The 18782-nt window shown below is 58.7% G+C and carries 20 protein-coding genes; 6 read left to right on the plus strand and 14 right to left on the minus strand.

Translation table 11 applies throughout. The annotated features are described in order from the left end of the window. Positions 1-68: 68 nt before the first annotated feature. Positions 69-500: an OsmC family protein gene (locus AC07V0_RS19145; RefSeq protein WP_008152515.1), complete on the minus strand. Its 432-nt coding sequence runs from the start codon at positions 498-500 to the stop codon at positions 69-71. A 238-nt stretch (positions 501-738) separates the two neighbouring features. Between AC07V0_RS19145 and AC07V0_RS19150 the strand changes: the two genes are divergently transcribed. Further along, complete coding sequence (locus tag AC07V0_RS19150) at positions 739-1740, plus strand: LLM class flavin-dependent oxidoreductase (RefSeq protein WP_064615703.1); 1002 nt, start codon at positions 739-741, stop codon at positions 1738-1740. Positions 1741-1802: 62 nt separating this feature from the next. Here AC07V0_RS19150 and AC07V0_RS19155 read toward each other — a convergent pair whose 3' ends face one another. Both AC07V0_RS19155 and AC07V0_RS19160 read right to left on the minus strand, forming a co-directional pair. Further along, a complete protein-coding gene (locus tag AC07V0_RS19155; RefSeq protein ID WP_018927241.1) occupies positions 1803-2027 on the minus strand; it encodes a DUF1161 domain-containing protein in 225 nt (74 codons plus the stop codon). Between the two features lie 126 nt (positions 2028-2153). Next, the gene (locus AC07V0_RS19160; protein WP_018927240.1) at positions 2154-2369 is read right to left on the minus strand and encodes a dodecin; all 216 of its coding nucleotides are present in this window, start codon (positions 2367-2369) and stop codon (positions 2154-2156) included. 156 nt (positions 2370-2525) lie between these two features. On the opposite strand from AC07V0_RS19160, the gene AC07V0_RS19165 reads away from it, so the two are divergent. Continuing rightward, positions 2526-2852, plus strand: coding sequence for an ElaB/YgaM/YqjD family protein (locus tag AC07V0_RS19165; RefSeq protein ID WP_064615705.1), 327 nt, complete (start codon positions 2526-2528; stop codon positions 2850-2852). On the opposite strand, the gene AC07V0_RS19170 is transcribed toward AC07V0_RS19165, so the two are convergent. Beyond that, positions 2849-3742 (minus strand): LysR family transcriptional regulator, encoded by an 894-nt coding sequence (locus AC07V0_RS19170; RefSeq protein WP_018927238.1) that lies wholly within the window; start codon positions 3740-3742, stop codon positions 2849-2851. The two genes, AC07V0_RS19165 and AC07V0_RS19170, sit on opposite strands and share 4 nt — an antisense overlap. Before the next feature lie 112 nt (positions 3743-3854). On the opposite strand from AC07V0_RS19170, the gene trpB reads away from it, so the two are divergent. Continuing rightward, entirely contained in the window at positions 3855-5090 is a 1236-nt protein-coding gene (gene trpB / locus AC07V0_RS19175) for a tryptophan synthase subunit beta (protein WP_018927237.1), read from the plus strand. Continuing rightward, complete coding sequence (trpA, locus tag AC07V0_RS19180; RefSeq protein WP_495019820.1) at positions 5090-5902, plus strand: tryptophan synthase subunit alpha; 813 nt, start codon at positions 5090-5092, stop codon at positions 5900-5902. The genes trpB and trpA overlap by 1 nt, the downstream gene beginning before the upstream one ends. 278 nt (positions 5903-6180) lie before the next feature. Here trpA and AC07V0_RS19185 read toward each other — a convergent pair whose 3' ends face one another. From AC07V0_RS19185 to AC07V0_RS19230, 10 genes are all read right to left on the minus strand, one after another. Continuing rightward, positions 6181-8142 carry a DUF7844 domain-containing protein gene (locus tag AC07V0_RS19185; protein WP_064615709.1) on the minus strand — a complete coding sequence of 654 codons (1962 nt, stop codon included), beginning with the start codon at positions 8140-8142 and terminating at the stop codon, positions 6181-6183. Further along, positions 8139-8459: a DUF2388 domain-containing protein gene (locus AC07V0_RS19190; RefSeq protein ID WP_064615711.1), complete on the minus strand. Its 321-nt coding sequence runs from the start codon at positions 8457-8459 to the stop codon at positions 8139-8141. Before AC07V0_RS19190 ends, AC07V0_RS19185 begins: the two co-directional genes overlap by 4 nt. A 27-nt stretch (positions 8460-8486) precedes the next feature. Beyond that, positions 8487-8804, minus strand: a complete 318-nt coding sequence (locus AC07V0_RS19195; protein ID WP_018927233.1) for a DUF2388 domain-containing protein — start codon at positions 8802-8804, stop codon at positions 8487-8489. 107 nt (positions 8805-8911) lie between these two features. After that, positions 8912-9229, minus strand: a complete 318-nt coding sequence (locus tag AC07V0_RS19200; RefSeq protein ID WP_495019821.1) for a DUF2388 domain-containing protein — start codon at positions 9227-9229, stop codon at positions 8912-8914. Positions 9230-9569: 340 nt separating this feature from the next. Then, positions 9570-9785 (minus strand): DUF1127 domain-containing protein, encoded by a 216-nt coding sequence (locus tag AC07V0_RS19205; protein ID WP_018927231.1) that lies wholly within the window; start codon positions 9783-9785, stop codon positions 9570-9572. Positions 9786-10104: 319 nt separating this feature from the next. Next, complete coding sequence (scpC, locus tag AC07V0_RS19210; RefSeq protein ID WP_495019822.1) at positions 10105-11598, minus strand: succinyl-CoA:acetate CoA-transferase ScpC; 1494 nt, start codon at positions 11596-11598, stop codon at positions 10105-10107. Between the two features lie 188 nt (positions 11599-11786). Further along, the gene (locus AC07V0_RS19215) at positions 11787-13235 is read right to left on the minus strand and encodes an NAD(P)(+) transhydrogenase (Re/Si-specific) subunit beta (RefSeq protein WP_018927229.1); all 1449 of its coding nucleotides are present in this window, start codon (positions 13233-13235) and stop codon (positions 11787-11789) included. Then, positions 13235-13558, minus strand: coding sequence for an NAD(P) transhydrogenase subunit alpha part 2 (locus tag AC07V0_RS19220; protein ID WP_003187010.1), 324 nt, complete (start codon positions 13556-13558; stop codon positions 13235-13237). The genes AC07V0_RS19215 and AC07V0_RS19220 overlap by 1 nt, the downstream gene beginning before the upstream one ends. 15 nt (positions 13559-13573) lie before the next feature. After that, positions 13574-14695, minus strand: coding sequence for a Re/Si-specific NAD(P)(+) transhydrogenase subunit alpha (locus AC07V0_RS19225; protein WP_495019823.1), 1122 nt, complete (start codon positions 14693-14695; stop codon positions 13574-13576). Between the two features lie 434 nt (positions 14696-15129). Continuing rightward, positions 15130-16029 (minus strand): LysR family transcriptional regulator, encoded by a 900-nt coding sequence (locus AC07V0_RS19230; RefSeq protein WP_018927227.1) that lies wholly within the window; start codon positions 16027-16029, stop codon positions 15130-15132. 157 nt (positions 16030-16186) lie between these two features. On the opposite strand from AC07V0_RS19230, the gene AC07V0_RS19235 reads away from it, so the two are divergent. Both AC07V0_RS19235 and AC07V0_RS19240 read left to right on the plus strand, forming a co-directional pair. After that, positions 16187-17368 carry an acyl-CoA dehydrogenase gene (locus AC07V0_RS19235; RefSeq protein WP_018927226.1) on the plus strand — a complete coding sequence of 394 codons (1182 nt, stop codon included), beginning with the start codon at positions 16187-16189 and terminating at the stop codon, positions 17366-17368. Positions 17369-17381: 13 nt separating this feature from the next. Continuing rightward, positions 17382-18602, plus strand: coding sequence for a CaiB/BaiF CoA transferase family protein (locus AC07V0_RS19240; protein ID WP_018927225.1), 1221 nt, complete (start codon positions 17382-17384; stop codon positions 18600-18602). Positions 18603-18782: the final 180 nt, after the last annotated feature.

An 18782-nucleotide genomic window follows, 5' to 3' on the forward strand; every position in this document is an offset into this window, starting at 1 on the left:
GCTTTCGACAGCGCCTACCGATCAATCAATAATCCAGGCGCTGCCGACGGCTGCGATCTTTTATCGGTTTAGCTGACCAACGTCGCATCCAGGCTGATTTTCGCATTCAGCACCTTGGACACCGGGCAGCCCTCTTTGGCCTTGTTGCTCAATTCCTCGAATTGCGCCTGGGTCGCCCCAGGGATTTTCGCCTTGAGGATCAGTTTCACTGCGGTGATTGCAAAGCCGCCGTCCACCTGGTCCAGAGTGACTTCGGCATTGGTGTCGATGCTGTCGGCCTTGAGGCCGGCATCGCCGAGAATCATTGAAAATGCCATGGAGAAACAGCCCGCGTGGGCCGCACCGATCAACTCTTCCGGATTGGTGCCTTTACCGCCTTCGAAACGGGCCTTGAAGCCGTAAGGGGCTTCTCTGAGTACGCCGGTTTCCGTGGAGATTGAGCCAATGCCGGTTTTCAGGTCACCTTCCCAATGAGCCGATGCTTTCTTTGTGATAGCCATGTCTGCCTCCTCAAGATCCGGTGCGAAACGTCGCGCCTTCGTGGTTTTCGGTTACCAGGGTTCTGAGGATAGACCGTCAGGCAAAGTTCACCTCATCTGATCAGTCCTCTAATCGTGCAGGAATTTTGTCTCTTCTATTGAAACTCGGGTATATGCCCTCATTGCATAGAACACGCTTATAGCCTCGGCAGGTTTTCGTTGGTGAAAAAACCTGCTTACCCATTGGAGAAGCAGGTTTATGAAACGACTGTCTGAGATCAAGTTTTCGACCCTCGATCTGGTGCCCGTGCGCGAGAACGGCAGTGCGGCCCAGTCTCTGCGCAATTCCCTGGACCTGGCGCAGCACGTCGAAAAATTCGGCTACAACCGCTTTTGGGTCGCCGAACACCACAATATGGACGGGATCGCCAGCTCGGCGACCTCGGTCCTGCTGGGCTATCTGGCCGGTGGCACTTCGACCATTCGTGTCGGCTCGGGGGGCGTGATGTTGCCCAACCATGCGCCGCTGGTGATCGCCGAGCAGTTCGGCACCCTTGAAAGCCTGTATCCAGGCCGGATCGACCTGGGCCTGGGGCGCGCGCCCGGCTCCGATCAAATGACCGCCCGCGCCTTGCGTCGCGAGCGTTCCGGCAGCGCCGACGATTTCCCGGAAGACGTGGCCGAGTTGATGCGCTACCTCGGCCCACGCACGCCGGATCAGCGGATCATTGCCATGCCAGGTACCGGTACCAATGTCCCGGTCTGGTTGTTGGGTTCGAGCCTGTTCAGTGCGCAGCTGGCCGGTGAGCGCGGATTGCCCTACGCCTTCGCTTCACATTTCGCACCGCGCTTCATGCATGAAGCGATTCGCGTCTACCGCAACCACTTCAAGCCATCAGCGGTGTTGGATAAGCCTTACGTGATGCTCGGTGTGCCGCTGGTGGCGGCAGACACCGACGAGCAGGCCGATTACCTGGCCACTTCGGTGTACCAGCGGATTCTTGCGTTGATGCGTGGCCAGAGCCTGGTGCAACGCCCACCCGTGAAGACCATGGACGGCCTGTGGCTGCCCCATGAGAAAGAAGCGGTCGGTGATTTCCTGGGGCTGGCGATGGTCGGCAGCCCGCAGAAAATCCGCGCCAAGCTTGAGGTGCTGATCGAACAGACCCAGGCGGATGAACTGATTTTCACCTGTGACCTGTATGAACATGCCGATCGCGTGCACTCCTATGAACTGTTGGCGCAGGTCATGAAGGGCTGACACTTAAACGGCATCCACAAAAAGCCGACGCCATGGCGTCGGCTTTTCGTTATTGAGGGAAGTCAGCCCTGTTTGTAAACGATTACCTTGGAGCCCTTCTCGCATTTCCCGACGACTTTTCCACCGGCAGCAGTGCCTTTGTCGACGATCTCCAGCGTGTAATTGGAAACACCCTTGGCGTCCAGTTTTGCAGCAATTTCGGCTTTCAGCTCTTCACACGACTTGACCTGGGCAAAGGCTGTTCCCGCAAGGCTCAACAAACCTACCGCCAGAATAAACTTCTTCATGGGTTGCACTCCTTGGTCGGATCAATAGAGGGAGGGCATCCTGTTACCGGATGCGCTCATTCTGTAGCGCTTTGCTGTTTCCTATGGCATTCAGTCGTCGCGCAAGTTCAGACGGCTGGCTCAAACTCAGCTGCTGGCAATCCGGAACCCGACTTTGAGTGTCACCTGGAAGTGTGCAGCTTTGCCGTCTTTGATATGCCCGCGAGTTTCGGTCACCTCAAACCATTCCATGTACTTGAGGCTTTTGTTGGCTTCGGCCAAGGCATTGTTGATGGCGTCTTCAATGCTGCTGGTGGACGAGCCAACCAGTTCGACTTTCTTGTAGGTGTGATGGTCAGACATGGCGTTCTCCTTGAGGTGTGAAATACAGCCTAGCAGTGATTTTTCTTATTTCTTCTGTCGACCAATCCGTAGTGACGTTCAGATTTACTGCACTTTCTCGAACCCCTGAAGTCCCAACCAACACACGTCACTCATCAACAATGCAGGAGAGCCATCATGGCCAACACGTCGTTACGCAACGCCTCATTGCAAAGCATGGAAGCCGAGATCGAGAGTCTGTTGAAATCGTTGGAAAGCTTGAAGGACGACGCCTCGGACGAGTCGCGTAAAACTATCAAGACGTTGAAAAGCAACGCCGAGAACGCGCTGAAACACTCACGCCATCTGCTCACCGATGCTTATGAAGAGGTTAAGGTCAAAACCCGTGAAACCGGGATCGCGACTCGTGACTACGCCCAGGAGCACCCTTGGACTACAGCCGGTGTTGCCGTTGGTGCGCTGGGATTGCTTGCGGCCTATTTATTGTTCAAGCGCGGTCATTAAGGTGTCTGGCGCAGTTCGTTTTTAAGCCACTGCGCCAACTGCCGAGCGCGCCCGTCCGCGGCGCGCTTGGGGAGCCACAACGCCAGTTGCGCCGGGGTTTCACGGAAGCCCCATGGCGCAACCAGGCGACCGGCCTTCACGTCTTCGGCCACCAGCGGCTCGGGCGCGATGGCCACGCCCAGCCCGGCCACTGCCGCTTCCAGCAAATAATACAAATGCTCGAAGCCCTGACCGTACTTCAGCGCCTTGTCGTCGAGGCCGCTTTGCTGTGCCCAGATCGGCCAGGCTTGCGGACGTGAGGTGGTGTGCAGCAAGGGTTCGCTCAACAGTGTGCTTGCTGGTGCGTTTCGTAGCCTTTCGTAGCCGGCAAATCGCGGGCTCATGACCGGGCCGATGCGTTCGCTCACCAACTCGTAGACTTGCATATCCGCCGGCCACGGCGGCTCGGCAAACACCAGCAGGGCATCCAGACCGGGCCGTCGTGGATCGAGATCGCCTTCGCCAGCCGACAGGTGCAAGCGCAGATCCGGCAGGTCCGCATTCAGGCGCCCCAAACGCGGAATGAACCAGCGCGCCAAAAGACTGCCCGAGCAGCCGAGCACGAACGGCGCATCGGCGGTGCTTTGGGTCAGCTCGGCGCAAACGCTGCGCAAACGCTCGAAGGCTTCGCCGCTGGCATCGCGCAATCGAACGCCGGCATCTGTGAGTTTAAGGCCGCGTCCATCCTTGATGAACAGGCTCACGCCGAGGTGTTCCTCCAGTACCTTGAGTTGCCGGCTGACCGCGCCATGGGTGACGTGCAGCTGTTCGGCAGCCTGACTGACGCTGTTCAGGCGGGCAGTGGCTTCGAAGGCGCGAAGCGCGTTCAGCGGGGGGAGGTCATGGCTCATGAGATCTGTGAGTTTTCCTGACAGGTTGCGGCGATCTTATCGGTTTTCAGCGTGGGATGTCAGGGGTAGAGTGAACCCCATCGTCACCTCTCGAATACAACTGGAGCGACCCATGACCCAGACTAATCTGCGCAACGGCCCCGACGCCAACGGCCTGTTTGGCGCGTTCGGTGGCCGTTACGTCGCCGAAACCCTGATGCCGTTGATCCTAGATCTGGCCCGTGAATACGAAGCAGCCAAGGAGGATCCGGCATTCAAAGAAGAACTGGCCTACTTTCAGCGTGATTACGTCGGACGTCCAAGCCCACTGTATTTCGCCGAACGCCTGACTGAGTTCTGCGGTGGCGCGAAAATTTACCTCAAGCGCGAAGAGCTGAACCACACCGGCGCGCACAAGATCAACAACTGCATCGGCCAGATCCTGCTGGCGCGGCGCATGGGCAAGAAACGCATCATCGCCGAGACCGGCGCCGGCATGCACGGCGTGGCGACCGCCACCGTGGCCGCGCGTTTCGGCCTCGAATGCGTGATCTACATGGGCACCACTGACATCGAACGTCAGCAAGCCAACGTGTTTCGCATGAAGCTGCTGGGCGCCGAAGTGATCCCGGTAGTCGCGGGCACCGGCACCCTCAAAGACGCAATGAACGAAGCCCTGCGTGACTGGGTGACCAACGTCGACAGCACCTTCTACCTGATCGGCACTGTGGCCGGTCCGCACCCGTACCCGGCCATGGTTCGCGACTTCCAGGCCGTCATCGGCAAGGAAACCCGCGAGCAGTTGCAAGCCCAGGAAGGTCGTCTGCCAGACAGCCTGGTGGCGTGCATCGGCGGTGGTTCCAATGCAATGGGCCTGTTCCACCCGTTCCTCGATGATAAGAGCGTCGAGATCATCGGCGTCGAAGCGGCCGGTTACGGCATCGAAACCGGCAAGCACGCGGCCAGCCTGAACGGTGGCGTACCAGGCGTGCTGCACGGTAACCGTACGTTCCTGTTGCAGGACGATGATGGCCAGATCATTGACGCGCACTCGATTTCAGCCGGTCTCGACTATCCAGGCATCGGCCCGGAACACGCCTGGTTGCATGACATCGGCCGCGTCCAGTACACCTCGGTGACCGACGACGAAGCCCTCGACGCATTCCATAAGTGCTGCCGCCTGGAAGGGATTATTCCTGCACTGGAAAGCGCCCATGCCCTGGCCGAAGTGTTCAAGCGCGCACCGACCCTGCCGAAAGATCACCTGATGGTGGTCAACCTGTCCGGCCGTGGCGACAAAGACATGCAAACCGTGATGCACCACATGGAAAACTCTCAACAAGTGCAGTCCAAGCAGGAGAAACACTGATGAGCCGCCTGCAAACGCGTTTTGCCGAACTCAAGGAACAGAACCGCGCCGCCCTGGTGACCTTCGTGACCGCCGGCGATCCGAGCTATGACACGTCCCTGGCGATCCTCAAAGGCTTGCCCGGTGCCGGCGCCGACGTGATCGAGTTGGGCATGCCCTTCACTGATCCGATGGCCGATGGTCCGGCGATCCAGTTGGCCAACATTCGTGCCTTGGGCGCCAAGCAGAACCTGGCGAAAACCCTGCAAATGGTTCGCGAGTTCCGCAAAGGCAACAGCGAGACTCCGCTGGTGTTGATGGGTTACTTCAACCCGATTCACATGTACGGCGTGCCGCGTTTCATCGCTGAAGCCAAAGAAGCCGGTGTCGATGGCCTGATCGTGGTCGACATGCCGCCAGAACATAACGCTGAATTGTGCGACCCGGCACAGGCGGCGGGCCTGGACTTCATCCGTCTGACCACTCCGACGACTGACGATGGGCGTCTGCCGACCGTACTGAATGGCAGTTCCGGATTTGTTTACTACGTGTCTGTGGCGGGTGTGACCGGTGCGGGCGCGGCGACTCTGGAACATGTCGAAGAGGCCGTCACCCGTCTGCGTCGCCATACCGATCTGCCGATCGGCATCGGCTTCGGTATTCGCACACCGGAACAGGCAGCGGCAATCGCGCGTCTGGCTGATGGTGTGGTGGTGGGGTCGGCGCTGATCGATCACATCGCCAACGCCTCGACCCCGGATCAGGCTGTGGAGGGCGTACTCAGCCTGTGCGCGGCCTTGTCCGAGGGCGTGCGTAAAGCGCGGGTCAGCTGAAAGTAAGAGAGGAATTAGTGCCTCGCGGCACAGCACATACAGCAAGACCGAGGGCTTCAGGACTACGTTCTGAAGCCCTTTTTGCTGTATGTCTCGATGGGGCTTGTATTGATACACAGCTAAGCGATCAGGAGACCGGCTGTGGCGAGGGAGCTTGCTCCCGTTCGGCGGCGAAGCCATCATCCTATGGTGTCTGGTCGATTTCGGGGGCCGCTTCACGCCCCAGCGGGAGCAAGCTCCCTCGCCACAGTGATTCTGCTCTTTCGGGGGCCTATGCTTCAGGGCAACTCCAACCCACCCGCAGCCTTGTGCAACTTCCTCAAATGTTCACCAACCTGTTTCAGGTTCTCTTCGTTGGCGGCCATTTCAGCAGCGCGGCTTGGCTCGAGCAGCGCTCGCACTTCCTTGTCGAGGTCCCCGGTCAGCACTTGAAGCTGCTTCTGACGCAGATTGCTTTCCGACTCCAGGCGTGTCCACTCGTTCGGCTGCGGCAAACCATAGCCACCGGTGCCGAGCAGTTCGGCCGGACGGCTGAGGAAGCCACTGTTGGCGAGAATCTGCTTCAAGGTCGCGTTGGCCTTATCCATGCTGCCGTTGTTCAATTCCTGAGCGCCCAGATAGCGTTGCTTCACTTCGTCCTGGGCCAATACTAATTGTTGGCGGAAGCTCGCCTGCTCCAGTAACAGCAATGCCGCGCTGGTGCGCAGGTCCGCCTGGTCAATCCATTTGCGGCGCTCATCAGCTTTCAATGCCAGCCAGTCTTCGACCTTTTCCTGCTTGATCGGCAAGTGCTTTTTCAGCACCTCGAACATCGCTTGATAACGCTCGCGGAAGGAGTCGAAGCGATAGCCCAGGCGTAACGCTTCGCGAGGGTCGTCGAGCACGCTGGTATCCGCCAGTCCACGGCTCTTGAGTACTTCCAGCAAGCCGTTGGGCATGATGCTGTCGAGCCCTGTCAGCTGGGCATTATTGCTGCCGCTGCGCAGCAGCTTCAGGCTTTCCACGGCGCAGTTGTTGGACAGGAAGAAGTAATTGCCGTCGTAACTCCAGTGCATCTCGGCGGCGTGCTCCACCACGTCTTCGATCTCGCTGCGCGACAGGTTCAGCGGTACCGAGGCCAGGCTGCGCAGTTCGGTCTTGGTGTATTCGTCGATCACCTGGGCCAGCGGCAGCACAAACAGGCGCGATGGATATTTGCCCACCAGCCCATCCCAACTCGACAACTGTACGTCGCCGACGAAGGCGCGGTAGGACAGCACCAGATGTTGATCCAGATCGAGGCGGCAATCCGGCCCGCGAGGCCGACCGGGCGCGCAGATCACCAGTCGCAGCATGCTGTGACCCCAGCGGCTGACCCAGTTCTGGTTGGCTTCTGCCAGCAGATAGTCGACGGCATACACCCGTTCCGGATCGACCTGGCCCAAGGGCTGTTTGGCGAAATCATTACCGGCATTGAGGAAGGCGAATGATCGGGCGCAGGTGTCTTTGGCGGCGGGCGCCCAGCCGAAGTGTTCTTTGTAGTAGCGATACAGCGCAGGGCGACGGCAGGCATAGCTTGGGTCGAGGAGGAAGTACTCCATGTTGACCGCGACGAACTCCTTCGGGCTGCTCGTCTCGTAGATGTCCGGGCTGCGGGCAATCTGCCGGTTGTGCTGTTCGCGCTCGCCGCGCCGACCGACGTATTGCGGCCAGCCGGCCAGATCAAGCAGGCGAGGGTCGTCGCTGAGGGTCCAGCGTCGGTCGGTCTGTCCGCGGCACTGATCCGGGATGCCGATCAGTCCGGAGCTGCTGTTACGTTGTGTGCAGCGCTGGATCAGTGTGCGCTCGGCGTCCGGCCACAGGCGTGCGCGGTCGTAGATGTGGGTGAGCTCGTGCAACACCGTGGCGAGCAGTTCCTGACGCACGGTGCCGTGGGGGCGATAGGTTTTTTTGGTCGCGGCGCTGCCGTCGGTGAGGCTGGCGAGCAGGTTGCGATTCAGGTCGAGCTCGGACACCAGTGATGCCTGGCCATAGGCATTGCTCGGCATGTTGTCGGTCCAGCCGACATCGATGTGCCGGTCCAGCTGCTCGATGAAGCGTGGCGGTAACGCCTGCATGGCTTCATCGAGCAGCGCCTGACTGGCCTGCTGTTGCGCGGGGCTCAGGCCGTCGGTCTTGAGGCGCAATTGCAAGCCGGCCTGGGCCGTGCTGCCAAGCAGCAACACAACCCCGGCCAGCAGCCAGGCGCTTAGTGATTTCACAGTGCGAGGACGGCTTCGGCGAGAACCTGATCACTGGCGTCGCGGGCTTCCGGTACGCGGGTGCGCAAGGTGTCGAAGGCAGCTTCCAGGTGTGCACCACGGATTGCACCCTCGCTGGCGACGAAACTGGCCGCATCGTCGTGGGCTTCACGGACGATCTTCGAATCGCGGATGGACGTGGTGGTATCGGAAGTGAAATCAAGCGTGCGCTGGGAGGCACGAATGATCATGTTGCTGGTGGCTACCAGGGTGTGGGCCTGGGCCACGTCGGCCAATAGCAGCAGGCCAAGGGTGGCAGCAATCAGCGGGCTACGCATGGAGTGACTCCGGAGAAACAAGGATAACTATTGGACGAGAATTGCCTGCGCCAGTTCAAGGTCGCTGGCATGAAGTTTTGGCTGGGTCCGGCGCAGGTAGATCAAGGCCGATTCCAGTTGTGCTCCTCGCAGTTGGCCGTCACTGGCGATGAACGCTGCAGCGTCATCCCGGGCGGCGATCAGCATTTTATGGTCGAAGGGCGCGGAGGTCACCATGCTGGTGGCGTAACCACTGGCTACGGTGCCTTGTGTGGACAGGTTGAAAGCGTCGAAGGCATGGGCCGAACCCGACCAGCAGGCCGCGAGAAAAACCGGAGTGATCAACAGACTTGAAAGAAAACGCATGAGGCTCGATAGCTGAAAGCGAGCCCCAAGGCTAGCGCAATGCCCGGGCTAGAGCCAGCGTCGAAACATCGGGACACGACGGGCGTGTCCCGGTTCAGCACAGTTGCCTAGATCGTCAGGATGGCCTGGGCCAGCTGTGCGTCGGTCGCATTCAGTTGTGGAGCCTGTTGGCGGATATGGTTGAACGCGCTTTCCAGTTTCACGCCACGGATGGCACCTTCACTGGCAACGAAGCTGGCGGCATCGTCACGGGCAGCACGGACGATTTTGTTGTCGCGAAAGGAGGACGAGACATCCGAAGTCGCGTCGGAGGAAGCCTTCAGGCCATTAACGATGGAGTCGGTGGTCACGATAAAACTGGAGGCGTGGGCATTGGCAGCCATGGCAAGCAGGGCTGCAGCGCTGAGCAGGCGAAGGGGGGACATGAGGTAGCTCCTTTGGATAGACCGATAGAGAGGTGGCAAAGGATCAGACGCCTGTCGTCTTAAAGCGTTCGCCACGTTTTATACAGATATTAGGCCTGCGTACATCGGTTAGAACAGTCCCGCTTGTTCATGCAGGCGAGCGCAGACACCCTTAGAATAAACTGTACTGGTTGTTTTTATATATTTAAAAACTGTAACTGTTGGTAGTTTTCTCTTCTGTACGCCCCCAATATGAAGCCCTAAAACGACAAAACCCGTCGTGGTTTCCCACGACGGGTTCTGTTTGTTCAATTCGGGTTGCTGGCGGTGGGCCCGGTGGGTCAGAGCCAGCGACGCTAACTTAGCGCCAGAACGGCTTGCTCAGCTCTTCGTAGCGTTGTGCTTCGCTAATCCCGGCGTCAGCCAGCAGACGCGAATCCAGGCGAGCCAGTTGATGGCGGCTGGAGATGCGGCGCTGCCACAGCATCAGGTTGGCGATAACGCGCAAAGGCAGGGAAGCCTGGGTTTTTGCAGCAGTGTCTTCGAAGAACAGTTCGGAACTGAGTGTACGTTCCATGGTTGACATCCTTCCGCTTGTGGCGGGATTAGGTAGTGGTTTAACTGATGCCAATGATCCTCTCGTTTGGCCAGTCTCTGTAGATACAGTTCACCTGTATTGTGAGAGGCCAGTTAACTGTTAAACGATGGTGTACTGGTCTAATTTGAGGCAACTGTACTTGTCGGCACCAATATGGTGCGTTTATGGGCGTTTGACTGGAAAAAGTAGGCAATTACGGTAGGAAAAGACCGGTACAGCAGTACAGTTTTTGATTGAAAAGAATACTCCAATAGCAAGCTGACGAAACTGTGTTTGCGTCAGCTGCTATCTGTATCAATTACACCGCCAGCATGCGCCCGGTTTCTTCCAGGTTTATGTGCCAGCTCAGTGCGTCACGCAGGATATGCGGGGTATGCCCGCCGACTGCGCAAGCAGCAGTGAAGTAGTCATTCAGGGCCTGGCGATAGTCCGGGTGAACACAGTTATCGATAATGACGCGGGCCCGCTCGCGCGGGGCCAGGCCACGGAGGTCGGCCAGGCCGATCTCGGTCACGAGAATATCGACGTCATGTTCTGTGTGGTCGACGTGGCTGACCATGGGGACCACGCTGGAAATCGCCCCGCCCTTGGCGATCGACTTGGTGACAAAAATCGCCAGGTGCGCATTGCGCGCGAAGTCGCCCGAGCCGCCGATGCCATTCATCATCCGCGTGCCGCAGACGTGAGTGGAGTTGACGTTGCCGTACAGGTCGAACTCCAGCGCGGTGTTGATGCCGATGATGCCCAGGCGCCGCACCACTTCGGGGTGATTGGAGATTTCCTGGGGGCGCAGCACCAGCTTGTCCTTATAGTGCTCCAGATTCCCGAATACATCGGCATTGCGCCGGCTCGACAGGGTGATCGAACTGCCCGAAGCGAAGCTCAACTTGCCGGCGTCGATCAAATCGAAAGTCGAATCCTGCAGCACTTCGGAGTACATGGTCAGGTCTTCAAATGGCGAGTCGATCAAGCCGCACATCACCGAATTGGCGATGGTGCCGATTCCGGCTTGCAGTGGGCCGAGTTTGTTGGTCATGCGACCGGCAGCCACTTCTTGCTTGAAGAAGTCGATCAGGTGGTCGGCGATGGCCTGGGTGTCCACATCCGGCGGCAGCACAGTAGAGGGCGAGTCGGATTGATTAGTGATCACGATCGCGACGATTTTTTCCGGCGGTATCGGGATGGCAGTGCTGCCGATACGGTCATCGACCTTCACCAGTGGAATCGGCGTGCGGGTCGGCCGGTAGGTAGGGATATAGATGTCGTGCAAGCCTTCGAGATTCGGGTTGTGCGCCAGATTGATCTCGACGATCACGTATTTGGCGAAAATCGCGAAGCTGGCAGAGTTGCCCACCGAGGTGGTCGGCACGATATGGCCCTGCTCGGTGATCGCCACGGCTTCGATCACCGCGATGTCCGGCAGCTTGAGTTGCTGGTTACGCAGCTGCTCTACGGTTTCCGACAGGTGCTGGTCGATGAACATGACTTCGCCGGCATTGATCGCCTTGCGCAGAGTGCTGTCCACCTGGAACGGCATGCGTCGCGACAGTACGCCGGCTTCAGTCAGCTGTTTGTCGAGGTCGTTGCCCAGGCTGGCGCCGGTCATCAAGCTTATTTTCAGCGGCGTGACCTTGGCGCGCTCGGCCAGTGCATGAGGCACGGCCTTGGCTTCGCCGGCTCGGGTAAAGCCGCTCATGCCGACGGTCATGCCGTCCTGAATCAGAGCGGCAGCGTCGGCGGCGCTCATTACCTTGTCCAACAATGAAGGCAAGCGAATACGGTCACGGTACATGATTGTTATCTCGGGCAACGGAAGCAAGGTGCGCAGTCTAGTGAATTCGAGCGGTGCCCGTCCCGCTACCAAGGTCGCATTCGGGGCGTCTATTCCGGTGCTTTCAGGCAAAACACCTTTGCAGGATCGGTAACAGACGCAAACAAAAACGCCCCGACGAGTCGGGGCGTTCAGGTTGCCGAAGGTTTTTACTCGACGGCTTTAACCATGTCTTCGATGACTTTCTTGGCATCGCCGAAAACCATCATGGTCTTGTCCAGATAGAACAACTCGTTGTCCAGGCCGGCATAGCCGCTGGCCATCGAGCGCTTGTTGACGATGATGGTCTTGGCCTTGAACGCTTCGAGAATCGGCATGCCGGCAATCGGCGATTTCGGGTCGTTCTTGGCTGCCGGGTTCACCACGTCGTTGGCGCCGAGCACCAGCACCACGTCGGCCTGGCCGAACTCGGAGTTGATGTCTTCCATCTCGAACACCTGGTCGTAAGGCACTTCGGCCTCGGCCAGCAATACGTTCATGTGGCCAGGCATCCGGCCGGCAACCGGGTGAATCGCATACTTCACGGTCACGCCACGGTGGCTCAGTTTCTCGGTCAGCTCTTTCAAGGCGTGCTGCGCCCGTGCTACCGCCAGGCCATAGCCTGGAACGATGATCACGGTGTCGGCGTTGGTCAGCAGGAAGGTGGCGTCATCAGCCGAACCGGATTTCACTGGACGGGCTTCTTTGGAGCCCGCCGGGCCAGCATCCGCGGTGTTGCCGAAGCCGCCAAGCAGTACGTTGAAGAACGAACGGTTCATCGCCTTGCACATGATGTACGAGAGGATCGCACCGCTTGAGCCCACCAGCGAGCCGGCAATGATCAGCATCGAGTTGTTCAGCGAGAAGCCGATACCCGCTGCTGCCCAGCCGGAGTAGCTGTTGAGCATCGACACCACGACGGGCATGTCGGCGCCGCCGATCGGGATGATGATCAGCACGCCCATCACGAAGGCCAGGATCAGCATCAGGGCAAAGGCGCTGAAGTTGCCGGTCAGCATGAACGTGACACCCAGTGCCAGCGTCGCCAGACCCAGCAGCAGGTTCAGCTTGTGCTGACCGCTGAACTGTACTGGTGCGCCCTGGAACAGGCGGAACTTGTACTTGCCCGACAGCTTGCCAAACGCGATCACCGAACCGGAGAAGGTGATTGCACCGATGGCCGCGCCGAGGAACAGCTCCAGACGGTTGCCCGCCGGAATCGAATCGCCCAGATGTTTAACGATGCCCAACGACTGCGGCTCGACGACGGCTGCAATGGCGATGAACACCGCTGCCAGACCGATCATGCTGTGCATGAAGGCGACCAGCTCCGGCATTTTGGTCATTTCAACGCGCTTGGCCATGATCGAACCGGCGGTACCGCCGGCCAGCAGACCGACGATGACGTAGCCGATGCCGGCGGTAGCACCGCCTTGCTCAATGGAGAGCGCCGCCAGCTTATAGATGAGACCGATGGTGGTGAGGATCGCCAAGGCCATGCCGAGCATGCCGTACACGTTGCCGCGCCGCGACGTGGTCGGGTGCGACAGGCCTTTGAGGGCCTGGATGAAGCAGATCGACGCGATCAGGTACAGCGTCGTTACCAGGTTCATGCTCATTACTTGGGCGCCTCTTCTTTTACGGCTTTCGGGGCTTTTTTCTTGAACATCTCAAGCATGCGACGGGTGACCAGGAAACCACCGAACACGTTCACGGCCGCCAGAGCCACCGCCAGGGTGCCCATGGTTTTGCCCAATGGTGTTACGGTCAAGGCAGCCGCCAGCATCGCGCCGACGATCACAATCGCCGAAATGGCGTTGGTCACCGCCATCAATGGCGTGTGCAGTGCAGGTGTAACGTTCCAGACCACGTGATAACCGACATAAATCGCCAGCACGAAGATGATCAGGTTGTAGATACCGGGGGAGATAAGCTCTTCCATCGTCTGAATCCCTGCTTAGGCGTTTTTGCGGATGACTTGGCCGTCGCGGCACATCAGGCACGCGGCGACGATGTCGTCTTCTAGGTTCATTTCGAACTGGCCTTCCTTGTTGAAGACCAGCTTCAGGAAGTCCAGCAGGTTGCGTGCGTACAGCGCCGAAGCGTCTGCCGCCACCGCACCGGCCAGATTGGTCGGGCCGACAATGGTCACGCCATTCGAGACCACGACCTGGTCCGCCACGGTCAGCGGGCAGTTGCCGCCCTGCGCTGCGGCGAGGTCGACAACCACCGAGCCTGGCTTCATCTGCGCCACGGTTTCGGCGCTGAGCAGCGTCGGCGCCTTGCGACCCGGGATCAGTGCCGTGGTGATGACGATGTCAGCCTGCTTGGCGCGTTCGTGTACGGCCAGGGCCTGACGCTGCATCCAGCTGGCCGGCATGGGGCGCGCATAGCCGCCGACGCCGACGGCGCATTCGCGCTCTTCATCGGTTTCGTACGGCACGTCGACGAATTTCGCACCCAGGGATTCAATTTGCTCCTTCACCGCAGGACGCACATCGGACGCTTCGATCACGGCACCCAGACGTTTTGCCGTGGCAATCGCCTGCAAACCGGCCACACCGGCACCGAGAATCAGCACGCGCGCCGCTTTCACAGTGCCCGCGGCGGTCATCAACATCGGCATGAAGCGTGGGTAGTAGTGAGCGGCCAGCAGCACGGATTTATAGCCGGCGATGTTCGCTTGGGAGGACAGCACATCCAGGCTCTGGGCGCGGGAGGTGCGTGGCGCAGCTTCCAGCGCAAACGCGGTAATGCCGCATTCGGCCAGTTTGGCGATGGTTTCATTGCTGAACGGGTTGAGCATGCCGACCACTACGGTGCCGCTCTTGATCAGCGTCAGTTCGCTGTCGCTGGGGGCGACCACCTTGAGAATCAGCTCGGCACCAAACGCATCGTTGGCGCTGCCAATGGTTGCGCCTGCCGCTTCATAAGCACTGTCGACAACGCTGGCGTTAATGCCGGCGCCGCTTTGTACAGTGACCTTATGACCCTGGCCGATCAGCTTCTTGATGGTTTCCGGGGTTGCAGCAACCCGTGTTTCACCCGTCTGGGTTTCGAGAGGAACACCAATGTGCACGTCAAATCTCCTGCGTGATCTTATTGAGTAAACCCAGGCACTTCGGATGGTGCGGCTGGGGCGGCCGATCAGCACGACCCCACCAAATCAGGGCGGGGCGCGGCATTTTGCAGGCGAACTTTGTGCCCTTCAAGGGATTATGACGGGTGACGGAAAATTAACTACAAGTCACCCCGTGACCGAATGTCGCACCTTTCCGTTAAATCCCTTGCAGGCTGTGGCTTCTAAGGATTTTTGCCAAAATTCAAGAATTTACACATCCGCACGGTGAATAGGTTGTCATTGCCTGCCAATAGAGGCTCAAAGCCACGTACTCAAACGCTTGTGGGACGTTTGTGCTGTTTGTCGGTACAGTCTGTCAATATGCGACAAATACTTATATCTGTAGTGCTTTTGTTTTGCTGACTACGCGGTCAGCTAATGGCTGTGAGCCTTTATCCTTCTAGGTTGTAGCTGTGTGCCTGATTCACCAGCCAATCGCGAAATGCCTTTAAAGAGGCTGATTCGACCTTTCGATCAGGAATCATCAGGTAATAGGCCTTGATGCTCGATAGTGCTTGGGTATTGGCAATGACCAGACGCTTCTCTGCCAATTCGCGCTGAATCAGGAATGGCGGAATCAGCGCGATCCCCATGTCATGCATCGCTGCCTGGGCGAGCATGGAGAATAGCTCGTAACGCGGCCCTGTCATGTCTCGCGGGATATTCAGGTTCTGGGAGTTGAACCATTGGCGCCAGGCATAAGGGCGAGTGGTCTGTTGCAGCAAGGGCAGCTCGGCGATTTCACCGGGGCTCAGGTTGGTTTTTTGGCCCAGCAGCGTGGGGCTGCACACCGGCATCGGGTTCTCGCCCATTAACCTGTGGGATTCGGTACCTGGCCAGTCCGCGTCGCCGAAATAAATGGCGGCATCGAAGTCGGTGTCGGCAAACAGGAAGGGGCGCGTACGGTTGGTGAGGTTGACCGTCACCTCCGGGTGTTTGTGCTGGAAATCCTTGAGTCGTGGCAGCAGCCACTGAGTGCCGAAGGTCGGAACCACCGCCAGTTCGATCGAGTTGGCGCCTTGCTGGCCCATCACTGACAAGGTGTCCCGTTCAACCGCGTCGAGTTGGGTGGCCACCCTGCGACTGTAGGAAAGCCCGGCTTCTGTCAGCTTCACTCCGCGCCGTGAACGCCGGAACAGCTCGACATTGAGGAACTCCTCGAGGCTGGCTATCTGTCTGCAAATCGCTCCCTGAGTGAGAGAAAGCTCCTGGGCAGCCTTGGTAAAGCTCTCGTGGCGCGCTGCCGCTTCAAAGCTGATCAGGGCTGTTGTGCTGGGGATCTTCCTGCGCATGTACGTCAACCTCACTAATGCATTGCATAAAGGCGATTTTGCAACGTTTCGAAGTGAGAAATTAGCACAACAGTATGCGAAAACCTCGTTTGCCGGGACGCCGAACCCGGCCTAGGATCAATCCACGTTATTTGACCCGATTCGAGAGGACTCACTCATGGGCGGTAAAGCTAGCTTCAACTGGATCGATCCCCTGTTGCTGGATCAACAGCTCACTGAAGAAGAACGCATGATTCGCGACACGGCCGAGCAGTTTGCTCAGCAGAAGCTCGCACCGCGTGTTCTCGAAGCTTTCCGTCATGAGAAGACTGACCCGGCGATCTTCCGTGAGATGGGTGAGGTGGGTCTGCTGGGTGCGACCATCCCTGAGCAATACGGTGGCAGCGGCCTGAACTATGTCAGCTACGGCCTGATTGCCCGTGAGGTCGAACGTGTCGACTCCGGCTATCGCTCGATGATGAGTGTGCAGTCTTCGCTGGTCATGGTTCCGATCAATGAATTCGGTACCGAAGCACAGAAGCAGAAATACCTGCCGAAGCTGGCCACGGGTGAATGGATTGGTTGCTTCGGTCTGACCGAGCCCAACCACGGTTCCGACCCGGGCGCGATGATTACTCGTGCACGCAAAGTGGAAGGTGGCTACAGCCTCACCGGCAGCAAGATGTGGATCACCAACAGTCCGATCGCTGATGTATTCGTGGTTTGGGCCAAGGACGACGCGGGCGACATTCGTGGTTTTGTGCTTGAGAAGGGCTGGAAAGGTCTGAGCGCTCCGGCGATACACGGCAAGGTCGGCTTACGTGCGTCCATCACCGGCGAGATCGTCATGGATAACGTGTTTGTTCCTGAAGAGAACATCTTCCCGGATGTCCGTGGTTTGAAGGGCCCTTTTACCTGCCTTAACTCGGCGCGTTACGGCATTTCCTGGGGGGCATTGGGCGCTGCCGAGTTCTGCTGGCACACCGCTCGCCAGTACACCCTGGATCGTCAGCAATTTGGTCGTCCATTGGCGGCCACTCAGTTGATTCAGAAGAAGCTGGCCGACATGCAGACCGAAATCACTCTGGCGCTGCAAGGCTGCCTGCGTCTGGGGCGTATGAAAGATGAAGGTACTGCTGCGGTCGAGATCACTTCGATGATGAAGCGCAACTCCTGCGGCAAGTCCCTCGACATCGCTCGCATGGCGCGCGACATGCTGGGTGGCAACGGTATCTCCGATGAGTTCGGTGTGGCTCGCCACCTGGTCAACCTGGAAGTGGTGAACACCTATGAAGGTACGCATGACGTCCATGCGCTGATCCTCGGTCGCGCGCAGACCGGCCTCCAGGCGTTCTATTAATAGGAGAACGGCCATGGGCGCGCTTTCGCATCTACGGGTACTGGATTTGTCGCGGGTGCTCGCCGGGCCTTGGGCCGGGCAGATTCTTGCGGACCTTGGCGCTGACGTCATCAAGGTCGAGCGCCCGGGTAATGGCGATGACACGCGTGCCTGGGGGCCTCCGTTCCTTAAGGACGCTTATGGCGAGAACACCAGCGAGGCGGCTTATTACTTGTCCGCCAACCGCAACAAGCAATCGGTGACCATCGACTTCACGCGACCAGAGGGGCAGCGGCTGGTGCGTGAGTTGGCGGCGAAGTCGGATATCCTCATCGAGAACTTCAAGGTCGGTGGTCTTGCGGCATATGGGCTGGACTACGAGTCGCTAAAGGTGGCCAATCCGAAGCTGATCTATTGCTCGATCACCGGGTTCGGTCAGACCGGCCCGTATGCCAAGCGTGCGGGTTATGACTTCATGATCCAGGGCTTGGGCGGTCTGATGAGTTTGACCGGTCGCCCCGAAGGAGATGAAGGTGCAGGCCCGGTGAAAGTTGGCGTGGCGCTGACAGACATTCTGACTGGACTCTATTCAACGGTAGCGATCCTGGCTGCGCTGGCTCATCGGGATCATGGTGGCAGCGGTCAGCACATTGATATGGCATTGCTGGACGTTCAGGTGGCGTGTCTGGCGAACCAGGCGATGAACTACCTGACTACGGGCATTGCGCCTAAGCGCCTGGGCAACGCCCATCCGAATATCGTGCCTTATCAGGACTTCCCTACAGCCGATGGCGACTTCATCCTTACCGTGGGTAATGATGGGCAGTTCCGCAAATTTGCGGAGGTGGCCGGGCAGCCGCAGTGGGCGGATGATCCGCGTTTTGCGACCAATAAGTTAAGGGTGGCAAATCGGGCGGTGCTGATCCCGCTGATCCGCCAGGCGACCGTGTTCAAGACCACTGCTGAATGGGTGACGCAGTTGGAGCAGGCAGGCGTGCCGTGTGGGCCGATCAATGATTTGGCCCAGGTGTTTGCCGACCCTCAGGTTCAGGCTCGAGGGTTGGCTATTGAGCTGCCTCATGCTTTGGCCGGGATCGTACCTCAAGTTGCGAGCCCGATACGCCTGTCCGAGACGCCAGTGGAGTACCGTAGCGCACCTCCTTTATTGGGTGAGCACACACTGGAGGTTTTGCAGCGGGTATTGGGTCTGGATGCCGGTGCAGTCGCTGCTTTCAAAGAGGCGGGGGTGCTCTGAAGTCCTCTTCTATATAGAGGGAGTGGTTTTGCTCTCCTCTATAGAAGGAAAACGGGCGGTTTTCCGGCTTTCTGCAAGCTATTGATAGAAAAGCCAAATTAGAGGTTGACGGCAGATTCTGGACGTCTATAATTCGCCCCACTTCCGGCGCAGTCGAAACGGAAAACTCCTTGGTAAACA

Source organism: Pseudomonas sp. GW821-FHT01E10, from assembly GCF_059422365.1.